Raw genomic sequence first — 20,283 nt, forward strand, 5'->3', positions numbered from 1 at the left:
CGCCCCCACCCGCGCGCTGCGCGCGCGACCTCCCCCGCGGTGCGGGGGAGGTGATCGGTACGCGGCGCTGCAGGGAGACCTCGCATGCAATGCGAACCCGCCATGCGCCCTCTCCCGCCTGCGGGGGAGGCCTGGGGTGGAGGCAGACGCCTGCGCCCTCCCCACCTGCGGAGGAGGACTGGGGTGGGGGCGGACGCCTGGTCCCTCCCCACCTGCGGAGGAGGACTGGGGCGGGGGCGGACGCCTGCGCCCTCCCCACCTGCGGAGGAGGACTGGGGCGGGGGCGGACGCCTGCTCCCTCCCCCGCCATGCGGGGGAGGGCTGGGGTGGGGGCGGACGGTCGCAGGATCGGGCCTTTCTCTACTCACTGCGTTCCATCACGCCGCGACCTCGACGAGCGCGCCGCATCTCGACCAACGCAGCCCGTCCAGCCCGCAGCACGTGCCGACCTCCCCTGCGCTGCAGGGGAGATCAGCCGCTTTCGATCAGGTGGCGGAGCCGGCCTGTAAGCCGGGTTCTGTCGTGGACAGTCATTCCTCTAGGCGCATCGTCACCGATACGCTCAAGCAACCTACCCGGACCCGACGCGGGCCGCGTCATGAGGTCCCTATTTGGTCTTGCTCCCGGTGGGGTTTGCCGTGCCGGCCTGTTACCAGGCTCGCGGTGCGCTCTTACCGCACCATTTCACCCTTGCCCGCACCTGGCCGTCCGGAGACGACCGGGCCGCTGGCGGTATCTTTCTGTTGCACTTTCCGTCGACTCGCGCCGCCCAGGCGTTACCTGGCACCGTGCCCTGTGGAGCCCGGACTTTCCTCGGCGCCGGTCTCCACCGAAGTGAAGGCCGACGACGCGACTGTCCGGCCGACTCCGCCGGCGCGCATTGTCGCATGCCACTCCAAACGTGGCAGCCTCGGCTTGGAGCACGTCGCCACGCGGCGCGTTTCATGCATACCGGCAACCTGCGCGCCCCCCCCCTCAATCGCGCTCGACGCGATCCAGCAGCGCCAGCATCGCGGCGCGGAACTGGGGCGAGGACGACGCGTCGTTGTGGCCGCGCTCGGGCACGACCTCCAGGCGCTTGTCCTGGGGCGGCAGCGGCGTCGCGTCGTACAGCGCCTGCGAGAACCGCGGCGCAGTGACGACGTCGCGTTCGCCGACAACGAACAGCACCGGCTCGTCCAGCCGCCTGGCGATCTCGAGGTTGCCGGCCTGCCGCAACGCCGGCGCAATGTCGAAGCGGCGCACTGCCAGCCGCGTCCAGAACCCCGACCGCGCGCGCATCGCCGCGGCCCAGTCCTCGGTCGTGGTCATCGAACTTTCGAGGATCACGGCATCGAGCGTGCGCGCATCGGCGACATGGCCGGCAAGAAAACTGCCCAGCGATTGCCCGTGCACGATCAGCGGCCGGCCCGACGCCGCGGTCTCGGTGCGCAGCGCATCGTAGACCTGCAGCGCGTCGGCCTGCAGCGCGGCGATGGTCGGTGTCCCGGTGCTGCCACCGTAGCCGCGGTGATCGACCAGCACCAGATCCACTGGCAATGCCTCGTAAGCCCGCAGGGCGAACTTGGCATGCAACCCGATGCGATAGCCGTTACCGCCAAAGTACAGCACCGTCGCGCGGGCGTCGGGCCGCTGCAACCGCAGTTGGTACAGCGAGGCGCCATCGGCGGTCTCGATCCGCGTCTCGGTCGCGGTGTGGGCCGGGTAGGCGGCACGCAGCGCGTCCAGATCGGTCGGCGGCGCCGGCATCGGCCGGACGAGATGCGATTCCTGCACGCGGAAGGCACAACCGGCCAGCACGAAACAGAACATGACGGCCGCCAGACGGCGGAGGTCTCGGGACATGCGATCGGCATCCTTGCGACGGATGCCATTCGACCCGTTCAGGCGTCCTGAGTTCCCTGGCCGTAGAGCGCCTTGCGCGGCGCGCCGCTGAGTTCGGCGGCGACCTTGGCCGCGGTCGACGGCGGCAAGTGTCGCGCGAGCGCGGCGTAGAGCCGCCGCCCTTCCGCCAGTGCTGCATCCTCGGAAGCGGGCGCGCCTTCGACAAGCACGACGAACTCGCCCTTGCGCTGGTCGGCGTCGGCGACGACGCGCGCGTGCAACGCTGCCAGGTCGCCGTCGAGCACGGTCTCGAACAACTTGGTGAGTTCGCGGGCGACCACCGCGCGGCGCGCGGGACCGAATGCCGCGACGGCGTCGGCGAGCATTGCGTCGATCCGGTGCGAGGACTCGTAGAACAACAAGGTGCGCGGCTCGGCGGCGAGCGCCTGCAGCCGTTCGCGCCGCGCGCCCGCCTTCGCCGGCAGAAACCCTTCGAACACGAACCGGTCGCTGGGCAGCCCGGCCGCACTCAGCGCCGCAATCAAGGCACTCGGGCCCGGCACCGGCGACACCCGCAGGCCGGCCGCGCGCGCGGCCGCGACCAGTCGGAAACCCGGATCGCTGACCAGCGGGGTCCCCGCATCGCTGACCAGCGCCAGGGCCTCGCCGCCGCGCAGGCGCTCCACCAGGCGCGCCGCCAGCCCGTCCTCGTTGTGCTCGTGCAGCGCGACCAGCGGTCGCTCGATGCCGAAATGGCCGAGCAACTGGCGGGTGTGCCGGGTGTCCTCGGCGCAGATCGCATCGACCTCGCGCAGCACCTGCTGCGCGCGGGGCGACAGGTCGCCCAGGTTGCCGATCGGCGTGGCGACGACGTGCAGGACGCCCGGCGCGGGCATGGGGCGGGCGGATGCAGTCATCGTCTCCACAGCGGAACGCTAGAATGCGGCCATTATCCCGCAGCGGAACCGCGACATGACAGCAACCCAGGCCCAGACCGCGCACGCGACCCCGCGCGTCCTCCGTCCCGGCAGCGCCACCCGCCCGATGGTGGCCGTGGCCCTGGTGGCGCTGATCGCCGGGTGCGCGACCGTGCGCACGACCGGCACCGCCGGCCCAGGGGCCGGCGACGCCGCCCCCGCCGAGCCGGGCCGCTGGCAGTTCGACGACGCTCGCCCGCCCGCCGAATCCGACGGCTACCGCCCGCCGCGCAAGCTCGCGGTGCTGCTGCCGATGAGCGGTGCGCTGGCGACCGCCGCCGGCCCGGTCCGGGACGGCCTGCTGGCCGGCTACTACGGCGAGCGCCGCACGCGGCCGGAACTGGCCTTCTACGACACCGCCGGCACGCCGGCCGGCGCCGCCGGGGCCTATGCCCGCGCGATCGCCGAGGGCGCCGACCAGATCGTCGGGCCGCTGGGCCGCGACGAGGTCGACGCGGTCATGCAGTCGGCCTCGGCGGTGCCGCTGCTCGGGCTCAACCGCGGTGCGACCACGCCCCCCCAGAACGCCGCGGCGTTCTCGTTGGCGCCGGAGGACGAAGGCGATGCGGCCGCGCAGTACCTGCTGCGCCGCAACGCGCGCAATGTACTGGTGCTCAGCAATGGCGACGACAATGCACGGCGCAGCGTCGACGCCCTGCGCGCGCGTCTGACCCAGGCCGGCGGCACCATCGTCGGCACGATCGCGGTCGTCGGCGACACCCCGGTCGACCAGACCGCCGCCTTCCACAATGCGGTGACCGCCGGCGCGGGCGTGGATGCGGTGTTCCTGGCGATCCGCGGCAACCAGGCGCGCGTGATCGCCCCCCAGCTGTCGGTCGCCGGGCTCGGCAGCCGGTTGCGCCTGGGCACCTCGCAGCTGACCGCAGGCACCGGCAAGCCGGAGGAAGACCAGATCCTGGACGGCATCATGTTCCCGACCGAAAGCTGGTCCACCGGCGCTAGCGCGCGCTCGCTGCCGCCGCAGGCGACGATCGCGCGCGACCTGCCGACCGCGCGCGGCGGCGCGGCGCGGCTGTTCGCGTTCGGCTTCGATGCCTGGCTGCTGAGCGGCTACCTTGAACATCTGAGCCGCAATGCCGAGGCCGGTATCGGCGGCGCCACCGGCATGCTGCGCATCGGCCCCGGCGGCCAGGTCGTGCGCCAGCCGGCCTGGGCGACCTGGCGCGACGGCCGCGTGGTCGCGCAGGCGGACGCTGGCGGTTGAACGAGCGCCGCAGCGACGGCCAGGCCGCCGAGCGGGCGGCGCTGGCCCACCTGCAGGCGGCCGGACTGACGCTGCTGGCCGCCAACGTCGGCTACCGCGGCGGCGAGCTGGACCTGGTCATGCGCGACGCGCGCGGCGCGGCCGCGACGGTCGTGTTCGTCGAGGTGCGGCACCGGCGCACCCTGCGCTTCGGCGGCGGCGCGGCGTCGATCGATGCCGGCAAGCGCCGCCGGATCGTACTGGCAGCGCAGTTGTTCCTGTCGCGCCAGCCCCGACTGCGCGACCTGCCCTGCCGCTTCGATGTCGTCGAAACCACCGGCGATGCGGCCGCGCCGATCCTGCGCTGGATCGAGGACGCGTTCCGCGCGGACGATTGAGCGTGTGTCCGCGCCGCGCGGGCGGCGTGCGTCGATCCGCGAGGCAGCGATACCCGATCAAACGCATTCGTGCGTGTCGATCGCCGCACGAACGCACCGCCCCTGGCGAGACCCAGTACGTATCAGGCCGGGCGCATGCGAAGATCGGCGCGGGGAACCACAGGAGATTCAGGGATGAGGCGATCGATCGTCAGCTGCGTGCTGGCCTGCGCGCTGCTCACCGCTGCGATGGGCGGCGCGTGCGCCCAGGAGGCGACACCACCGCCGGTCGGCAGCGTGCCGCCGCCGTTGCTCGGCAAGGATCGCGCGGGCCGCGAGGTGGATCTTGCCGCGCTGCGCGGCAAGGTCGTGATCGTGACCTTCTGGGCCTCCTGGTGCCCGCCCTGCCGCAAGGAACTGCCGGTCCTGGGCCATTTCCAGCGCGTGGTCGGCCGGGATGCGCTCGAGGTCGTCGCGGTCAACTACAAGGAACCGCGCGCCGACTTCATCGACGTGGTCCGCAAGAACCGCGACATCGACCTGACCTGGGTCCCGGACCCGCGCGGCCGCATCAGCGATCTCTACGGGGTCAGGACGCTGCCGCACATGTTCATGCTCGACCGCGACGGCCGCGTCGCCTTCACGCATCGCGGCTACAGCGAGCAGTCCCTGCCCGGCATCATCGACGAAGTGCTGAGCCTGCTGCCCGACGAGGTGCGCACCCGTCCGGTGCCGGACACCGCATCGCGCTGATTCAACCGGCGAAGTGGTCCCAGCCGGCGCGGGCGGGCGTCCAGGCGGCACCGTCGCCGGTGCGCGCGACGACGCCGTCGCCGGCCACGATGCACCCGACCCGGGTGACCGGGATCCCGCTGGCCCGCGCAATCGCGGCGATCGCCGCGCGCGCATGCTGGGGCGCGGTAAAACACAGCTCGTAGTCGTCGCCGCCCGTGGCCTGCAACGTACGATGTTGTCCAGGGTCGGCGATCGCGCGCCGCAACGCCGCGGAGGCCGGCAGCGCATCGACATCGACCTGCGCAGCCACCCCACTCGCCCGGCAGAGATGGCCGAGATCGGCCAGCAGGCCATCGGACACGTCGATCGCGGCATGCGCATGCGTCACCAGCGCCTGACCCAGTGGAAGCCGCGGGTCCGGCCGGTCGAGCCGGCGACGCAATTCGGTATCGCGCGCCCCGCCCTGCGTCCACTGCGCAAGTGCGGCGGCCGCATCGCCCAGGGAACCGCTGACCCAGACGTCGTCGCCGACCTGGGCACCATCACGTCGCAGCGCCTGCCCGGGCGCAACGAAGCCGTGGACCGCGACACAGACCGACAGCGGGCCGCGCGTGGTGTCGCCACCGACCAACGCAACCGCGTGCGGACGCGCCAGCGCGTCGAAGCCGTCGAGGAAGGCGTCGATCCAGCCGGCGTCAGGGGCCGGCAACGACAGCGACAAGGTGCACCAGGCCGGTCGCGCGCCCATCGCCGCCAGGTCCGACAGATTGACCGCCAGCGCTTTCCAGCCGATGTCGGCAGCGGCGGTGTCGCCGGGAAAATGCACGCCGACATTGAGCGTGTCCATCGCCACCACGAGCTGCCCGCCCGCCTCGGGCGTCAGTAGCGCGGCGTCATCGCCGATGCCCAGCACCACATCGCCCCGCCGCACCACGCGGGCGCGGATGCGATCGATCAGCGAGAACTCGCCAGCCACCGGAATGCGACGCGAAGGCGGTCAGCGGCTGCGCAACGCCCCGACCTCGGGCGCGCGCCACTGCGCAGCGGCGCGGTCGAGCACGCCGTTGACGTAGGTGTGGCCGTGCTCGGAGCCGAAGCGCTTGACCGTACGCAGGGCCTCGTCGATGACCACGCGGTAGGGCACGTCGACGCGGTGCTGCAGCTCGTAGGCGGCGATGCGCAGCATCGCGCGCTCGATCGGGTCGACCTCGTCGATCTCGCGGTCGAGGAACGGCGCCAGCGCGGCGTCGAGTTCGCGGTAACGGCTGCCCACGCCGTGTACCAGATCCTCGAAGTACGCCAGATCGGCGACTTCCTTGGCCTGTTCGTGGGCGAACTGCGCGACGATCTCGCGCGCCTGCGCGCCGGACATCTGCATCGCGTAGACGGCCTGCAGCGCGCGGCGGCGCGCGCGCGAGCGCAGCACCGGGTCGACGCCATGGGGTTTGCGGGTCTGGGTCATCCGATCTTGTCCAGCAGGTTGCTCATTTCGATGGCGACCAGCGCCGCCTCCTCGCCCTTGTTGCCATGGCTACCGCCGGCCCGCTTCTCGGCGTCGCTGTAGTCTTCGACCGCGAGCACGCCGTTGGCGACCGGCACGCCGGCATCGAGCGCAACGCGCATCAGCGCATCGCTGCAGCCGTCGGCCACCTGCTCGTAGTGCCGGGTATCGCCGCGCACCACGCAGCCCAGGCCCAGCAGTGCGGCATAACCGCCGGCCGCGGCGAGGCGCGCGCACGCCAGCGGGATCTCCCAGGCGCCGGGCACGCGCACCACGTCGACCGCATCGTCGGCGACGCCGTGGTCGGCAAACGCCGCGCGCGCGCCGGCAACGAGGGCGTCGGTGATCTTGGGATTCCAGCGGCTGGCGACGATCGCGTAACGCGCGCCGGTCGGGGCGCGCAGGTCGCCTTCGATGTGGCTCATGGGCATGGGGTCTCGCTCAGGCCGGCCAGTTTAGCGCGCGTCATGCCGGAACGGTCTCCACGACCTCCAGCCCGTAGCCGGATAGGCCGATCTGCCGGCGCGGCGTGCCCAGCACGCGCAGCCGGCCCAGGCCGAGGTCGGCCAGGATCTGCGCGCCGGCGCCGTTGCGTCGCCACTGCCCGACATCCTTGTCCTTGCCCGGGGGGCGCACGACCGGCTCGCGCCGCAGCCGCGCCAGTAGGCCATCGGCATCGCGCGGCGCCGACAGCACGACCATCACGCCCTGCCCTTCGGCCGCGATCGCCCGCAGCGCATCGGTGGCGGCGACCCCGAAATCGTCGCGGCGCCAGTGCAGCAGGTCGGCCAATGGGTTCTCGACCTGCACACGGACCAGCGTCGGCGTCGCCGCATCCGGCGTGCCGCGCACCAGCGCGAAATGCAGCTCGTGCGCGATCCGGTCGCGATAGGTCACCAGCCGGAACGGGCCGAACTCGGTCTCGATGTCGCGCTCGTCGATGCGCTCGACGGTGCGCTCGGTGCTCAGGCGATAGGCGATCAGGTCGGCAATCGAGCCCATCTTCAGCCCGTGCTCGCGCGCGAACGCCGCCAACTCTGGACGACGCGCCATGCTGCCGTCGGGGTTGAGGATCTCCACCAGCACGCCCGCCGGCTCAAGACCGGCCAGCATCGCCAGGTCCACACCGGCCTCGGTGTGGCCGGCGCGGGTCAGCACGCCACCGGGCTGGGCGATCAGCGGGAAGATGTGGCCGGGCTGGTGCAGGTCCTCCGGCCGCGCGTTGGCCCGGACCGCGGTGCGGATGGTATGCGCGCGGTCGTGCGCCGAGATGCCCGTGGTCACGCCCTCGGCGGCCTCGATGCTGACCGTGAAGTTGGTCTGGAACTGCGCGGTGTTGGCCCGCACCATCGGCGCCAGGCCCAACTGGGCCGCGCGGTCGGCCGTCAGCGGCAGGCAGACCAGGCCACGACCGTGGGTGACCATGAAGTTGATGTCGGACGGGCGGACCAGTTCGGCCGCCATGATCAGGTCGCCCTCGTTCTCGCGGTCCTCATCGTCGACGACCACGACCATCCGGCCGGCGCGGATCTCCTCGAGCAGTTCGGGGATCGGTGCGAAGTTCATGCGCGCGCCTCCGACGGCGCCACACCACTGGCGAGCAGGCGCTCGACGTAGCGCGCGACCAGGTCCACCTCCAGGTTGACCGCCTCGCCGACCGCGGTGGCGCCGAACGCGGTATGCGCGACGGTGTGCGGCACCAGCGCGACCTCGAAGCCCTCGGCATCGACCGCGTTGACCGTCAGGCTGACGCCATCGACGCAGATCGAGCCCTTGTGGGCGACGTAGCGCAGCAGCGCCGCCGGCGCCTGGAAGCGCCAGCGCTGCGCGCGCGCGTCGTCGTGCACCGAGGCCACCCGGCCGACGCCATCGACATGGCCGCTGACCAGATGTCCGCCGAGCCGGTCGGTCGGGCGCATCGCGCGCTCGAGGTTCACCGGTCGGCCCGCGGCCAGCGCACCGAGCGTGGTCAGGGCCAGCGTCTCGGTCGAGGCATCGGCCTCGAAGTGCGCGTCGTCGTGTGCGACGACCGTCAGGCAAACGCCGTTGACCGCGATGCTCTCGCCCAGCGCCACGTCCGCGAACGGCAACGTGCCGACCGCGATGCGCAGCCGCGCGTCGCCGCCGCGGGACTCGTTGGAAACCAGGCGTCCGACGCCTTCGATCAATCCGGTGAACATGTCGCTGCCTCCGTCCGCGCGGTCGCCCGCACGGTGTGCCGAATGGGAACGGTTCGGGACGCGACAGCGCGCGCGGCCGCGGGGCCACGCATGACGTCGTCTTCTTGCATCCGGACTCTGACCGTCGGCCCCGGACTTCGACCGGGTCTGCTGACCTGTCGGGCCGACGCGAGGATCTCGCACGTCGCCGGCAGCGCTCGCGGGCTCGCGCGTCGCCGCGCCTACCGCCGGTGGGGACTTCCACCCCGCCCTGAAGACATTCGATTGGTTGCCGGACAGGCCGGCGCGGGCATTCTAGCAGCGCCGCGGCCCTCGCCTGCCCCGCGCGGCGGGACGCTTCATTGCACCGGGCCGGGCCTCACGCGCCTGTCTGGCGCTTTCCCACTCCCGGCGCAGGAAAGCGCCGCGATCCGGTGCCTTGGCGCGGGGCGGGTGGCTCAGCCGGCTGCGACCGGACGCAGCTGCAGCCGGATGTCGTCGCCAAAACGCGCAACATCGACCGTTTCCAGCTGCAGCCGGTGCGCCATCGCGTCGATGCCCAGGCCATCGAACAGCGGCCGGGCGCGCTCGCCGAGCAGCACCGGGGCGACGTAGAGCAGCAACTCGTCAACCAGGCCGGCGCGCAGTAGCGCGCCCGACAGCACGGCCCCGGCCTCGACCTGGACCTCGTTGATCCCGCGCGCGGCCAGCAACTCCAGCGCCGCCGCCAGGTCCAGCCGGCCGTCGCGCCGCGGCAACGCGGCGTGTTCGCAGCCAAGGTCCGCCGGCACCGCGACATCGGCGGCGTGCAGGTAGAGCGTAGGCGCGGCCGCATCGCGGACCTGTCGGCGCGACAGCGAGGCGAGCCCGGCATCGAGCACGACACGCAGCGGCGGCACGAACGACGCCGCGTCCTCGAGCCGCACGGTCAGCGCTGGATCGTCGGCCAGCACGGTCCCGCTGCCGGTCAGGATCGCGCCGCTGCGTGCGCGCCAGCGCATGACATCGACCCGCGACAGCGGCCCGCTGATCCATTTCGAGTCGCCGTCGGCCATCGCCGTGCGGCCATCGAGACTGCAGGCAAGCTTGACCCGCACCCACGGCCGGCCGCGCTCGACCCGCGACAGGAAGCCTGCATTGAGCGCGCGCGCCTGCGCTTCCAGCAAGCCGGCCTGGACTGCGATCCCGGCCGCGCGCAACCGGACGAAGCCGGCGCCGTCGACCTGCGGAAACGGATCACGCATCGCCGCGACCACGCGTGTCACCCCGGCCGCGATCAACGCATCGGCGCACGGCCCGGTGCTGCCGACATGCGCGCACGGCTCGAGGGTCACGTAGGCGGTGGCGCCCTGCGCCCGCGCGCCGGCCGCCTGCAGCGCGAACACTTCCGCGTGCGGCCCGCCCTTGCGCTGGTGCCAGCCCTCGCCGACGACCGCGCCGCCCTGCACCAGCACGCAGCCGACCATCGGGTTGGGCCGCGTCGTCCAGGCGCCGCGCTCGGCCAGCGCCAGCGCATGCGCCATATGGCGGTGATCGTCGGTATCGAAGTCGGTCATGCGGGGGTCTCCAGGCGATCAGGGGGCGGGCCTCGCCACAGCGCGCGCGCCTGCGCTCGGCGCGTCATCGGCGGTCACGGTGCTCCGATCTCGCCAACCGCACAGTTGGCGCGGCCAGTCAGCGCTTGCGCGCGCCCCGGCCGGGCGGCAGCGCCTCGCCGCCGAGTAGCGGCAGTTGCGCATCGGCCGGCAGGTCGCGCTCGAGCCGGTCGAGTTCCTCACGGAAATCGGCCACGTCCTCGAATGCCCGGTACACCGAGGCGAACCGCACGAAACCGACGTGGTCGAGCTTGCGCAGCTCGGCGATAACGAACTCGCCGACTCGCCGCGACGAGACCTCGCGCTCGGCGGTCATGCGCAACTGGTGCACCACCGCCCGCACCGTCGCCTCGATCTGCTCCTCCGACACCGGCCGCTTGTGCAGCGCGCGGTCCATGCTCAAGCGCAGCTTGCGCGCGTCGAACGGCTCCCGGCGACCATCGCCCTTGATGATCGCAGGCAGCTTGAGCTCGATCGTCTCCAGCGTGCTGAACCGCTCCCCGCAGGCCTCGCACTCGCGACGCCGGCGGATCGTCGCGCCGTCCTCGGACGCGCGCGAATCGATCACCCGGGTATCGATGTGCTGGCAGAAGGGGCAGTGCATCAGGCGTAGGAATTCGCGATCGAGGCCCGAGGATCGGGAGAAGCAACCGCGCCGGGAAACGGACGTAATCCGGACCCCGACGCCTGCATTCCCAATCCAGGCGCGTCAGCCATACACCGGATACTTGGCGCACTGCGCGGCGACCTTCTCGCGCACGGCGGCGATGACGCTGTCGTCGGCCGGTGCGTCGAGCACGTCGCAGATCCAATGGGCCAGGTCGGCGCAGTCGGCCTCGGTGTAGCCGCGCGTGGTCACCGCCGGCGTCCCCAGGCGCAGGCCCGAGGTCACGAACGGCTTGCGCGGGTCGTTGGGCACGGCGTTCTTGTTGACCGTGATGTGGGCGCGGCCCAGGGCTTCTTCGGCCTCCTTGCCGCTGACGTCCTTGCCGATCATGTCGACCAGCATCAGGTGATTTTCGGTGCTGCCGGAAACGATCTTGTAGCCGCGCTCGATGATCACCTTCGCCATGGCCTGCGCGTTCTTCACCACCTGCTGCTGGTAGGTCTTGAACGCCGGGTCGAGTGCCTCCTTGAACGCGACCGCCTTGGCGGCGATCACGTGCATCAGCGGGCCGCCCTGGATGCCGGGGAACACGATCGACTGCAGCTTCTTGCTCATGTCGTCGAACGCGTCGCCCGCGCCTTCGCGACTGGCGACGATGATGCCGCCGCGCGGGCCGCGCAGCGTCTTGTGCGTGGTCGAGGTCACGACGTGCGCATGGGGCAGCGGGCTGGGATAGACCCCGGCCGCGACCAGACCCGCGACATGGGCCATGTCGACGAAGAGCAGTGCACCGACCTTGTCGGCGATCGCGCGGAAGCGCGCCCAGTCGATCTTCTGCGAGTACGCCGAGAACCCGGCGACGACCATCTTCGGCTTGTGCTCGAGCGCGAGCCGCTCGACCTCGTCGTAGTCGATCAGCCCGGCATCGTCCACGCCGTACTGCACCGCGTCGAACAGCTTGCCAGAGGCGTTGACCTTGGCGCCGTGGGTCAGATGGCCGCCGTGTGCCAGGCTCATGCCCAGGATCTTGTCGCCAGGCTGCAGCAGCGCGAAGTAGACCGCCTGGTTGGCCTGCGAGCCCGAGTGCGGCTGCACGTTGGCATAGTCGGCATCAAACAGTTGCTTGAGCCGGTCGATCGCCAGTTGCTCGGCGACGTCGACGTACTCGCAACCACCGTAGTAGCGCTTGCCCGGGTAGCCCTCGGCGTACTTGTTGGTCAACTGGCTGCCCTGCGCGGCCATGACCAGCGCGCTGCAGTAGTTCTCCGACGCGATCAGCTCGACGTGATCCTCCTGCCGGCGGACCTCCTGCGCGATGGCCTGGGCGAGTTCGGGGTCGAATTGGGCAAGACGATCAGCGCGGAGAAACATGACGACTCCGTAAGGAAAGGGAAGGCAGATCAACGAACGATTGTATCTCCTCGGGCGCCGCGCGCTCCGATCTGCACGGCCCGTTTCCGCACGGTGCGCTGGACCCACACGCGCTCGGATGGCAGGAGGCCTATTGATTACTGGTTCAGGTTTGTTAAGCTCCAGAGAATGATACCCGCTCAAACGCTCGCGCTCCCGTCACCGCTGCTCCTGGTGGAAGACGAACCACTCGTCCAGGCACGCCTGATACGTTTGCTGGTGGATCTGGGCTATAGCGCTGGCACCATCACCTGTGCTGACACACTTGCGCAGGCACGCGCATTGAGCCGGAGCGGGCCGTTCGCGATCGCGCTGGTGGACCTGCGGCTGCCTGACGGGGACGGCCTGGACCTGATCAAGGAACTCCGCGCCGCCGATCCGGCGCTGCGCATCCTGGTGATCTCCGCCTGGAGCGCGCGGCGGACGCTGTATGCCGCGCTGCGCGCCGGTGCAACGGGATACGTGCTCAAGGAGCGCGATGACCTGGAGGTGAGTCTGTCGATCCGCAGCATTCTGCGCGGTGGCGCTCCGATCGATCCATTCATCGCCCATCACATCATCGCCGAACTGCCCTTCAGTGCCACCCCAAGCGAGCCGGCCGCCGACAGCGCAGGCCTCAGTCCCCGGGAACAACAGATCTTGACCCTCGTCGCCAAGGGACTGAGCAATCGCGAGATCGCCGAGTCCTTGTACCTGTCACGCTACACGGTCGAGTGCCACATCAAAAACGTGTACCGGAAGCTCGAAGTCTCATCACGCACGCGCGCGGTGAACGAAGCCCGCTCAATAGGCCTGGTGTACTGACGCACGTGCTGCGCCAGCGCGCCCTCTGCCTGCTGACGTGGCTACTGCTGCTGCCCACCACAGGCTGGTGCTGCACACCGGTCATCGAATCGATCTCCGCCGCGCGCGGTGTTGAGGGTTCCCAGCAGGCCGCAGCCGCTCACCCCGCCACCGGCTGGGTGCCGGTCACCCTGCCGGACCGGTGGTCGCAGCGATGGCCCGGCCACGACGGCACGGTCTGGTACAGGATCGACTGGCACTCGGACTGCACGCAGAGAGCCGGGCCTCCGTCGCTGGTGATCGAGTCCATCGTGATGGCCGGGGCGGTCTACTCCAACGACGACCTGTTGTGGGCTGACCTGCAACTCGACGAGCCAATGTCCCGCAGCTGGAACATGCCGCGCCACTGGATTCTGCCCGGATCGGGGCTGCGCCCGGGACGCAACACCCTGTGGTTCAAGGTGCAAGGCCACGGACAGCCCTCGCAAGGACTCGGGCTGGTGCATCTCCTCGACGCGCCCCAGGCCCATGCACTCATGGACTCCCTGCAGTTGCATCGGCGCACCATGTTCACCGTCAGCCTCACCCTCTCGCTCGCCATGGGGGGCATGTTTGCGGGGATGTGGCTCTTCTATCGCCGCCGCGCCGAGCACGGCTGGTTCGCGCTGACCAGCTTCGCCTGGGCCGGCTTCATCTGGAACGTCCTGGCCACCGACACCTGGCCGTTCCCCGACACCCAGACACTGATGCGAGCCAACACGCTCGCACTGCTGGCATACGCTTACTGTTTCCGGATGTTTGTGCTGCGGCTCCTGGTGAAGGCGCCGTCCACCCGGCAGACCCGTGCCATGGCCGCGCTCGGTGGCATGGGCGCCGCGTCGATCCTGCTGTCCCCTCAAGCGCTCCTCGCCTCGATCATTTCCATCAATGCACTCGTTGCGGTGGGCGCGTTCATCATGACGTGCCTCGAGCTTATCGTACGCAGCGCACACAGGGCGAACGCACGCAACCGGCCCTTCGCCATCGTGGCACTTGTCTTTCTGTTCGCAGCCGCGCACGACCTGCTGGCAGTCAACGGACTGCTCTACACGCGCGGTGCCTATGCGCCCATTGCCGGGATTGCCCTCTCGCTCGTCATTTCGATCGTGCTCGCCGCACGTGTGGCCCGCAACATGCGTCGTGTCGAGCGCTTCAGCCAACGTCTCAATGCCGCGGTCGAGACGGCATGCACCGACCTCGAAATCTCGTTGCGGCAGGAGCGGGAACTGGCAATCGCGAACTCGCGCCTCAAAGAGCGCCTGCAGATGAGTTACGACCTGCACGACAGCCTGGGCGCCGCGCTCGGCCGCGCCATTGCGCTGGCCGAGCAGCCTGGGCACGCCACCGGCAGGTCCGATGACGCCCGTCACCTGTCGACACTGCGTTCGTTGCGAGACGACCTGCGCCAGATCATCGACAGCGGCGCGGCCACCGACCCCGTCCCCCCGCAAACGCCCACCGCCTGGCTCGCGCCCGTCCGCCACCGATTCTCGACCCTGTTCGATGAGCTCGACATCCACAGCCGCTGGCAGGTGCCCGCGCATTGGGGCGTTCCGCCCGATGTACGCCAGTGCCTGGAAATGAAGCGGCTGCTGGAAGAGGCGTTGACCAACGTCATCAAGCACGCGGATGCATGCAACGTCGACGTCACCCTGCACATCCCGATGCCGGGCGCGCTCGAACTGCGGATCGAGGACGATGGCGTCGGCTTCGACGCGCCCCACGTCCGCCAGCATGGTGCAGGCCTTGGCATGCACTCGATGCAGGCGCGTGCAGGCGCCTTGGGTGGGGAACTCCAGATCCAGTCGCGGGCGGGCCACACCCGGATCAGCCTGCACCTACGCGATGTGCAGCACGCCCTGAAAACAGAGCCGCAGGCTTGCTGACGCAGGCTCGCAACTGACCTGCATTTTTCGATCGATTACCCAATTGCAGTGATTCCTGCGCGCAGGAACGGTCTACATACTTCTCTGCCGCCTCTGCCCGGTGCCACCCGCACTGCCACAGACCACTGCTGACCGCTCGGGGGATCCGGTCGCCACGCACTCTCCGCTCCCGGAATCCCGGCATCGCATCCGCGTTGGGCGCACACCTGTGCGCTCCGCCCACCGTCCGTTTGCCAAGGACGCGTGTGCGCCCGAGTGCACCCGTATCCACCTGGAGTTCCCAAGCATGCGACCGATTCATCGCCCCACACGTCATTCCGGCATCGGCGCCCTCGCCCTCGCCCTGGCCGCCGTTCTTCAGCCTGCTCTGGCGCGGACAGGCGACGACCCTGCGCCACCTGCCGTCGAATCCGGCCCGACAGCTGGCGAAACCCTGCTGCTGCGCGGCGTCACGGTCAGGGGTGCGGGCGAGCACGCCGACAAGGGCATCACCGCACAGCACGTGAAGGATGCCGCCAATGACGCTGCGGCGCGGATCATCGGCCCGCTGCCGGCGCAGGCCAGCCTGGCGCAGCTCGAAGCGATCGCCGAAGAGATCACGGGGTTGTATCGCCAGGCGGGCTTCGTCGTGGCCTACGCCTATCTGCCGCCGCAGGACATCAGCCAGACCGGCATCGCGCGCATCGAAGTGCTGGAAGGCAGCATCGGACGGATCCTGACGCATGGCAGCCAGCGCTACCGCGAAGATCAGATCGCCGCCAGCAGCCTGTCGCTGATCGGCAAGCCACTCCACCTGCGGGAACTCGAGCGCGCCCTGCTCTATGCCCGCGACCTGCCCGGCGTCACGCTTTCGCCTGTTCTGCGCCCCGGCCTCAATCCGGGCGAAACCGACGTGCTGCTGCAGGCCGAGGACAACGCCCGCCCCTATGGCGTGCGCGTGGGCGTGAACAACCACGGCACCGATGCCACGGGCCGATACCGCGTGGAAGCCGGCATCGCCGCGTACAACGTACTGGGCGCGAGCGACACGCTGTCGGCAAACCTGGCCTATGGCGTCGACCCGGCCGACAGCTGGCAGGCCGCCGTCGCGCTCAACCTGCCGTTCGCCCACACGCCCGGTTTGAGCGGTGTGTTCGGCCTGAGCCGCAGCGAGCTGGAACTCAATACCGGCCCGATGGCGGCGCTGGAGATCCACGGCCCGACCACCATCGGCTACGCAGGCCTCGACTGGACCTTCGCGCAGTCGGCTGGCCTCACCGCCAGCGCCTCGGCACGCTGGATCCACGAACAGTCGCGCCTGGACGGCCTGGGCATGGAGCTGTCGCGCCACAAGTTCGACGTTCTGGAAACCGGGGTGCGCCTGCGCCATACCGATCGGCGCTTGCGCGGCATCAACGTCGCCGAAGCCACGGTACGCAAATCGATCAACGACGAATCGCCCGGCTTCAACTGGCTCTACCCGGCACATGCATCGCACTTCCTCGTCAGCAAGCTGTCGCTCGCCCGCCTGCAGGCCCTGCCGGGCAACCAGCGCGTGCTGCTGCGCGGCAGTGCGCAGTTCACCGAGGATGCGCTGGTACCTCTCGAGCAGTTCAGCCTCGGCGGGCCAGACAGCGTGCGTGCCTTCCCGTTGTCGAGCGCACTGGGCGACCGCGGCGTCCTGGCGTCATTCGAGTACCAGGTCGATGCCCCCGGCTTCGCCGATCGCGCATCCCCCCTCGAAGGCGGCACCTGGCGCGACCTACTGACGTTCTCGCTGTTCTACGACTGGGGCCGGGTATCACCGGCCGACGACAACCGCCGCCGGGGCGCACTGCCCATCGCCCTGGAAGGCGCTGGCGTTGGCATCGGCCTGCGCCTGCCGTGGCAGCCAGACATGCGCCTGGATCTGACCGCGGCGCGGCCGACTGCCCGCCACCGCGCCTTTGATGACGACGGCACCCAGATCTGGGCCCGTCTCGGCATGACGTTCTGAGGACTCCACCATGAATCGAATCTACAGCCTTGTCTTCAACCGTATCCTCGGCCGCATCCAGGTCGCCTCCGAGCTGGCTTGCCACTCGTGCGGCCGCGGCGCCAGTCCACGGCGCAAGCGCCTGCCCTCGACGCTTGCGGTCGCGATCGCGTTGGCCGGCGGCAGCGCCTGGGCACAGGTCGCGTCGGACGCGCTCCCCACCGGCATCCAAAGCTATCGAGGAATCTCGAGTATTACCCAGAATAAAGACGGCATGCGCATTGAGCAGTTTGCACATCGCGCCGCGATCGACTGGCACAGCTTCAACGTGGGCGCAGACAAGCTGCTGCGTATCGACCAGGCCAGCGGCGATGTCCTGCTCAATCGCGTGACTGGCGGCGACATCAGCTACATCAACGGCCGCATTGAAGCACCCGGGCACGTGTTCCTGGTCAACAGCGCAGGCGTGGTGTTCGGCCAGGGCGCGCGAGTCGATGTGGGCGCACTGGTCGCCTCCACGCTCGACATCAGCAATGACGACTTCCTGACCGGCACCCTGCACTTCAACACTGCGAGCAACGCCCCTTCCGCTTCGATCGCCAATCATGGCGAGTTGACGGCCCAACATGGTGGCAGCATCACGCTCCTGGGCGGGAAGGTTGCCAACCACGGACAGATCGAAGCCCCGCGCGGTCGTATCACCCTCGCCTCTGGCCGGACCATCACCCTGGATCCAGGCGACGGCGGTGCCAGCCTCCAGGCCGGCGCCGTCGGTGCGCTGGTCGAGAATCACGGCCAGATCCATGCCGATGGCGGCCAGGTGCTGCTGACCGGACGCGCAGTCGACGCCACGCTGCAGACGCTCATCAACAACACCGGCACCGTCCGCGCCCGCACTGTCGGCGAGCTCGCAGGCACAATCCACCTCGCTGGCCACTCCAGAGGTGGCGCGGTCGAAGTGGCCGGATCGCTGGACGCCAGCGCGCCCGACTCCGGCAATGGCGGCACCGTCCGCACCAGCGGCACACATGTGCGCATCCACGACGATGCCCGGATCTCGACCCGAGCGGACGCAGGCCGGACCGGTGCGTGGACGATGGAAACGACGCATCTCGCGGTGAGGCCGGGCGATGTCGGTCAACCTGGAAGCAAGCTTCTTGCCCAGACACTCCAGGCCAACCTGGAAAACACCAACGTCGCGCTGATTTCAACGCCCTCGGCCAGCGATCCGGGCGACGTTCAGGTCCTGGGCGCACTGGCCTGGAGCGCCGATACCACGCTGTCGCTCAGCGCCCACCAGAACATCCTCCTTGACGCCGCGATCGTGGCGCCCGCCGGCGGACTGCAACTCGACGCGGGTGCAGGCATCTCCGCACATGCGACCCTCGACCTGGGTACGTTTGCCCTTGATCGCGGAAACTGGTCGCAACGCGGCCCCAACCTGCCCGACTTCAGCGCCCGCGACTTCCGCCTCGGCGGCGGTAGTTTTCTGCGTGTGCTGGGGGGCGATGGCGCCCAAGCCGACACGCCGTACCAGCTGACCGACATCTACGGCTTGCAGGGAATGGTCGGGTTCCTGACCGGACACTTCGCGCTGGCGAACGACATCGACGCAAGTGGGACGCGGGGCTGGAACTGCAGTGCCGGCACCTGCAGCGGTTTCGTGCCGATTGGTGACAATCGTACCGACAGCAATCCGAGCCGATTCACCGGCAGCCTGGACGGCCGCAGCCACGTGGTGTCAGGTCTGACCATTTCAGCCGGCCCCACCTACACCACCGACGACGGCAACACGTTCACCTATGCAGGCCTGTTCGGTCGCACAGGTTCAGGTGCGAGGATCGCCAACATCGGTCTGGCGGATGCCAATGTCAGAGGACACAGCGGCAGTTACGTCACCGCAGGCGCATTGGTAGGATTCGCCACCGGCAGCGTCATCGCCAACAGCTATGCCACCGGCACGGTGCATGCTTCCAGCGATCACACGTCGTACGCCGGGGGGCTCGTCGGTCGCAGCAGCAGCCGCGTCGACGCCAGCTACGCAGCGGTTTCGGTCTCCAGCGAAGTTCCCAATTCGGTCGTCGGCGCAGCAGGCGGTCTGGTTGGCTTCAATCACAACGACGGCCACGTCGCCAACAGCTATGCCCTGGGCCAGGTCGTGTCCGGCCAGCAAAAGGGTGGACTGGTGGGGCAGAGCACGGCGTCCAGCAGTGTCGTCCGCAGCTTCTACGCCACCACGGATGCCTCGGGCACCATCAACAATCGCGGTGCGGGCGGACCTGGCTGGGAAGGCAACAGCGTCGGCACGGGCAGAACGCTGGCGCAGTTGGGCCAGCGCAGCACGTTTGCCAGTTGGGGCAGCGATCTCGATACGCGTGGCGGTACCGGCAGCATCTGGCGCCTCTACGAGGGTCACGGCACGCCACTGCTGCGCAGCTTTCTCACTCCGATCGATGTGACGGCGTCGACCTTCCCGAGGACGGTTTACGACGGCACCGTTGCCACGGGCATCGCCGCCTATGACACCAGCATCAGCGGCGCCCTGCTGGATGGCAGCCTCGCCTACATGACCCGGTCCGGGAATGTGGGCGTCTACCGCACGACGGATGGTTCACTTGTTTTGTCAGGCCTGTACTCGGGCCAGCAGGGCTATGACATCAGCTACGGCGATGCGAGCATGACCATCGACCCGCGGGCGATCACCGTCACCGCCGACAGTCTCGCCAAGGTCTACGGCAATGCCGATCCCTCGCTCACCTGGTCGGTGACCGAAGGCAGCCTCGTTGGTGCCGACACTCTCACGGGTGCACTCACCCGCGAAGCCGGCGAGAACGTGGGCCGCTACACCATCGATGCCTCCGCGCTGGCCAACGGCAACTACGTCGTCACTGCCATCGACGGCGTACTGACCATCGACCCGCGGGCGATCACCATCGCCGCACACGACGCCCGCAAGGTCTACGGGGATACGGACCCAATGCTGTCCTGGTCGTTCAAGGAGGGCAGCCTGGCCGCAAGCGATACGATGACCGTGACCCTCGTCCGTTCGAGCGGCGAGAACGCAGGCACTTACACCATCGGCACATCGGTGCAGATCAATGACAACTATGTCGTCACCGCCATCGATGGCGTGCTCACCATCGACCCGCGGGCGATCACCGTCACCGCCGACAGCCTCGCCAAGGTCTACGGCAATGCCGACCCCACCCTCACCTGGTCGGTGACCGAAGGC

General features: G+C 69.6%; 17 protein-coding genes, 1 other RNA gene and 1 riboswitch. Of the genes, 7 read left to right on the plus strand and 11 right to left on the minus strand.

The annotated features are described in order from the left end of the window. Positions 1-490: 490 nt before the first annotated feature. From rnpB to rsmI, 3 genes are all read right to left on the minus strand, one after another. Positions 491-869, minus strand: an RNA gene (gene rnpB / locus ABE487_RS14790) — RNase P RNA component class A. A gap of 106 nt (positions 870-975) precedes the next feature. Beyond that, a complete protein-coding gene (locus tag ABE487_RS14795; RefSeq protein ID WP_346452442.1) occupies positions 976-1,845 on the minus strand; it encodes an alpha/beta hydrolase in 870 nt (289 codons plus the stop codon). A 38-nt stretch (positions 1,846-1,883) separates the two neighbouring features. Next, positions 1,884-2,720, minus strand: a complete 837-nt coding sequence (gene rsmI / locus ABE487_RS14800) for a 16S rRNA (cytidine(1402)-2'-O)-methyltransferase (protein WP_346445257.1) — start codon at positions 2,718-2,720, stop codon at positions 1,884-1,886. 76 nt (positions 2,721-2,796) lie between these two features. Here rsmI and ABE487_RS14805 point away from each other — a divergent pair, with 76 nt between their 5' ends. From ABE487_RS14805 to ABE487_RS14815, 3 genes are all read left to right on the plus strand, one after another. Next, the gene (locus ABE487_RS14805) at positions 2,797-4,026 is read left to right on the plus strand and encodes a penicillin-binding protein activator (protein ID WP_346445240.1); all 1,230 of its coding nucleotides are present in this window, start codon (positions 2,797-2,799) and stop codon (positions 4,024-4,026) included. Continuing rightward, positions 4,023-4,403: a YraN family protein gene (locus ABE487_RS14810; RefSeq protein ID WP_346452441.1), complete on the plus strand. Its 381-nt coding sequence runs from the start codon at positions 4,023-4,025 to the stop codon at positions 4,401-4,403. Before ABE487_RS14805 ends, ABE487_RS14810 begins: the two co-directional genes overlap by 4 nt. 174 nt (positions 4,404-4,577) lie before the next feature. Further along, positions 4,578-5,135, plus strand: coding sequence for a TlpA disulfide reductase family protein (locus ABE487_RS14815; protein ID WP_346445242.1), 558 nt, complete (start codon positions 4,578-4,580; stop codon positions 5,133-5,135). Position 5,136: 1 nt separating this feature from the next. On the opposite strand, the gene thiL is transcribed toward ABE487_RS14815, so the two are convergent. The 8 genes from thiL to glyA all read right to left on the minus strand — a co-directional run bounded on the left by thiL (position 5,137) and on the right by glyA (position 12,350). Next, entirely contained in the window at positions 5,137-6,093 is a 957-nt protein-coding gene (gene thiL / locus ABE487_RS14820; RefSeq protein ID WP_346452440.1) for a thiamine-phosphate kinase, read from the minus strand. A gap of 21 nt (positions 6,094-6,114) precedes the next feature. Further along, entirely contained in the window at positions 6,115-6,579 is a 465-nt protein-coding gene (nusB, locus tag ABE487_RS14825) for a transcription antitermination factor NusB (RefSeq protein WP_346445244.1), read from the minus strand. Then, entirely contained in the window at positions 6,576-7,043 is a 468-nt protein-coding gene (gene ribH, locus ABE487_RS14830; protein WP_346452439.1) for a 6,7-dimethyl-8-ribityllumazine synthase, read from the minus strand. Before ribH ends, nusB begins: the two co-directional genes overlap by 4 nt. A gap of 40 nt (positions 7,044-7,083) precedes the next feature. Further along, positions 7,084-8,184 carry a 3,4-dihydroxy-2-butanone-4-phosphate synthase gene (ribB, locus tag ABE487_RS14835; RefSeq protein ID WP_346452438.1) on the minus strand — a complete coding sequence of 367 codons (1,101 nt, stop codon included), beginning with the start codon at positions 8,182-8,184 and terminating at the stop codon, positions 7,084-7,086. Beyond that, positions 8,181-8,798, minus strand: coding sequence for a riboflavin synthase (locus tag ABE487_RS14840; protein WP_346452436.1), 618 nt, complete (start codon positions 8,796-8,798; stop codon positions 8,181-8,183). The genes ribB and ABE487_RS14840 overlap by 4 nt, the downstream gene beginning before the upstream one ends. A gap of 94 nt (positions 8,799-8,892) precedes the next feature. Then, a riboswitch (FMN riboswitch) is annotated at positions 8,893-9,060 on the minus strand. A gap of 175 nt (positions 9,061-9,235) precedes the next feature. Then, positions 9,236-10,333: a bifunctional diaminohydroxyphosphoribosylaminopyrimidine deaminase/5-amino-6-(5-phosphoribosylamino)uracil reductase RibD gene (gene ribD, locus ABE487_RS14845; protein ID WP_346452434.1), complete on the minus strand. Its 1,098-nt coding sequence runs from the start codon at positions 10,331-10,333 to the stop codon at positions 9,236-9,238. A gap of 118 nt (positions 10,334-10,451) precedes the next feature. Continuing rightward, a complete protein-coding gene (nrdR, locus tag ABE487_RS14850) occupies positions 10,452-10,976 on the minus strand; it encodes a transcriptional regulator NrdR (RefSeq protein WP_346445248.1) in 525 nt (174 codons plus the stop codon). A 105-nt stretch (positions 10,977-11,081) separates the two neighbouring features. Next, on the minus strand, positions 11,082-12,350 hold the full coding sequence (glyA, locus tag ABE487_RS14855) for a serine hydroxymethyltransferase (protein ID WP_346448297.1): 1,269 nt from the start codon (positions 12,348-12,350) through the stop codon (positions 11,082-11,084). A 213-nt stretch (positions 12,351-12,563) separates the two neighbouring features. Here glyA and ABE487_RS14860 point away from each other — a divergent pair, with 213 nt between their 5' ends. From ABE487_RS14860 to ABE487_RS14875, 4 genes are all read left to right on the plus strand, one after another. Then, positions 12,564-13,193, plus strand: coding sequence for a response regulator transcription factor (locus ABE487_RS14860; protein ID WP_346445250.1), 630 nt, complete (start codon positions 12,564-12,566; stop codon positions 13,191-13,193). A 5-nt stretch (positions 13,194-13,198) separates the two neighbouring features. Continuing rightward, the gene (locus tag ABE487_RS14865) at positions 13,199-15,097 is read left to right on the plus strand and encodes an ATP-binding protein (RefSeq protein ID WP_346452432.1); all 1,899 of its coding nucleotides are present in this window, start codon (positions 13,199-13,201) and stop codon (positions 15,095-15,097) included. 286 nt (positions 15,098-15,383) lie between these two features. Beyond that, positions 15,384-17,072 carry a ShlB/FhaC/HecB family hemolysin secretion/activation protein gene (locus tag ABE487_RS14870; protein ID WP_346445252.1) on the plus strand — a complete coding sequence of 563 codons (1,689 nt, stop codon included), beginning with the start codon at positions 15,384-15,386 and terminating at the stop codon, positions 17,070-17,072. A gap of 10 nt (positions 17,073-17,082) precedes the next feature. Continuing rightward, the coding region (locus tag ABE487_RS14875; RefSeq protein WP_346452914.1) for an MBG domain-containing protein at positions 17,083-20,283 on the plus strand (3,201 nt) is incomplete at its 3' end.

It is taken from the genome of Luteimonas sp. TWI596, assembly GCF_039674105.1.
GTDB lineage: Bacteria > Pseudomonadota > Gammaproteobacteria > Xanthomonadales > Xanthomonadaceae > Luteimonas.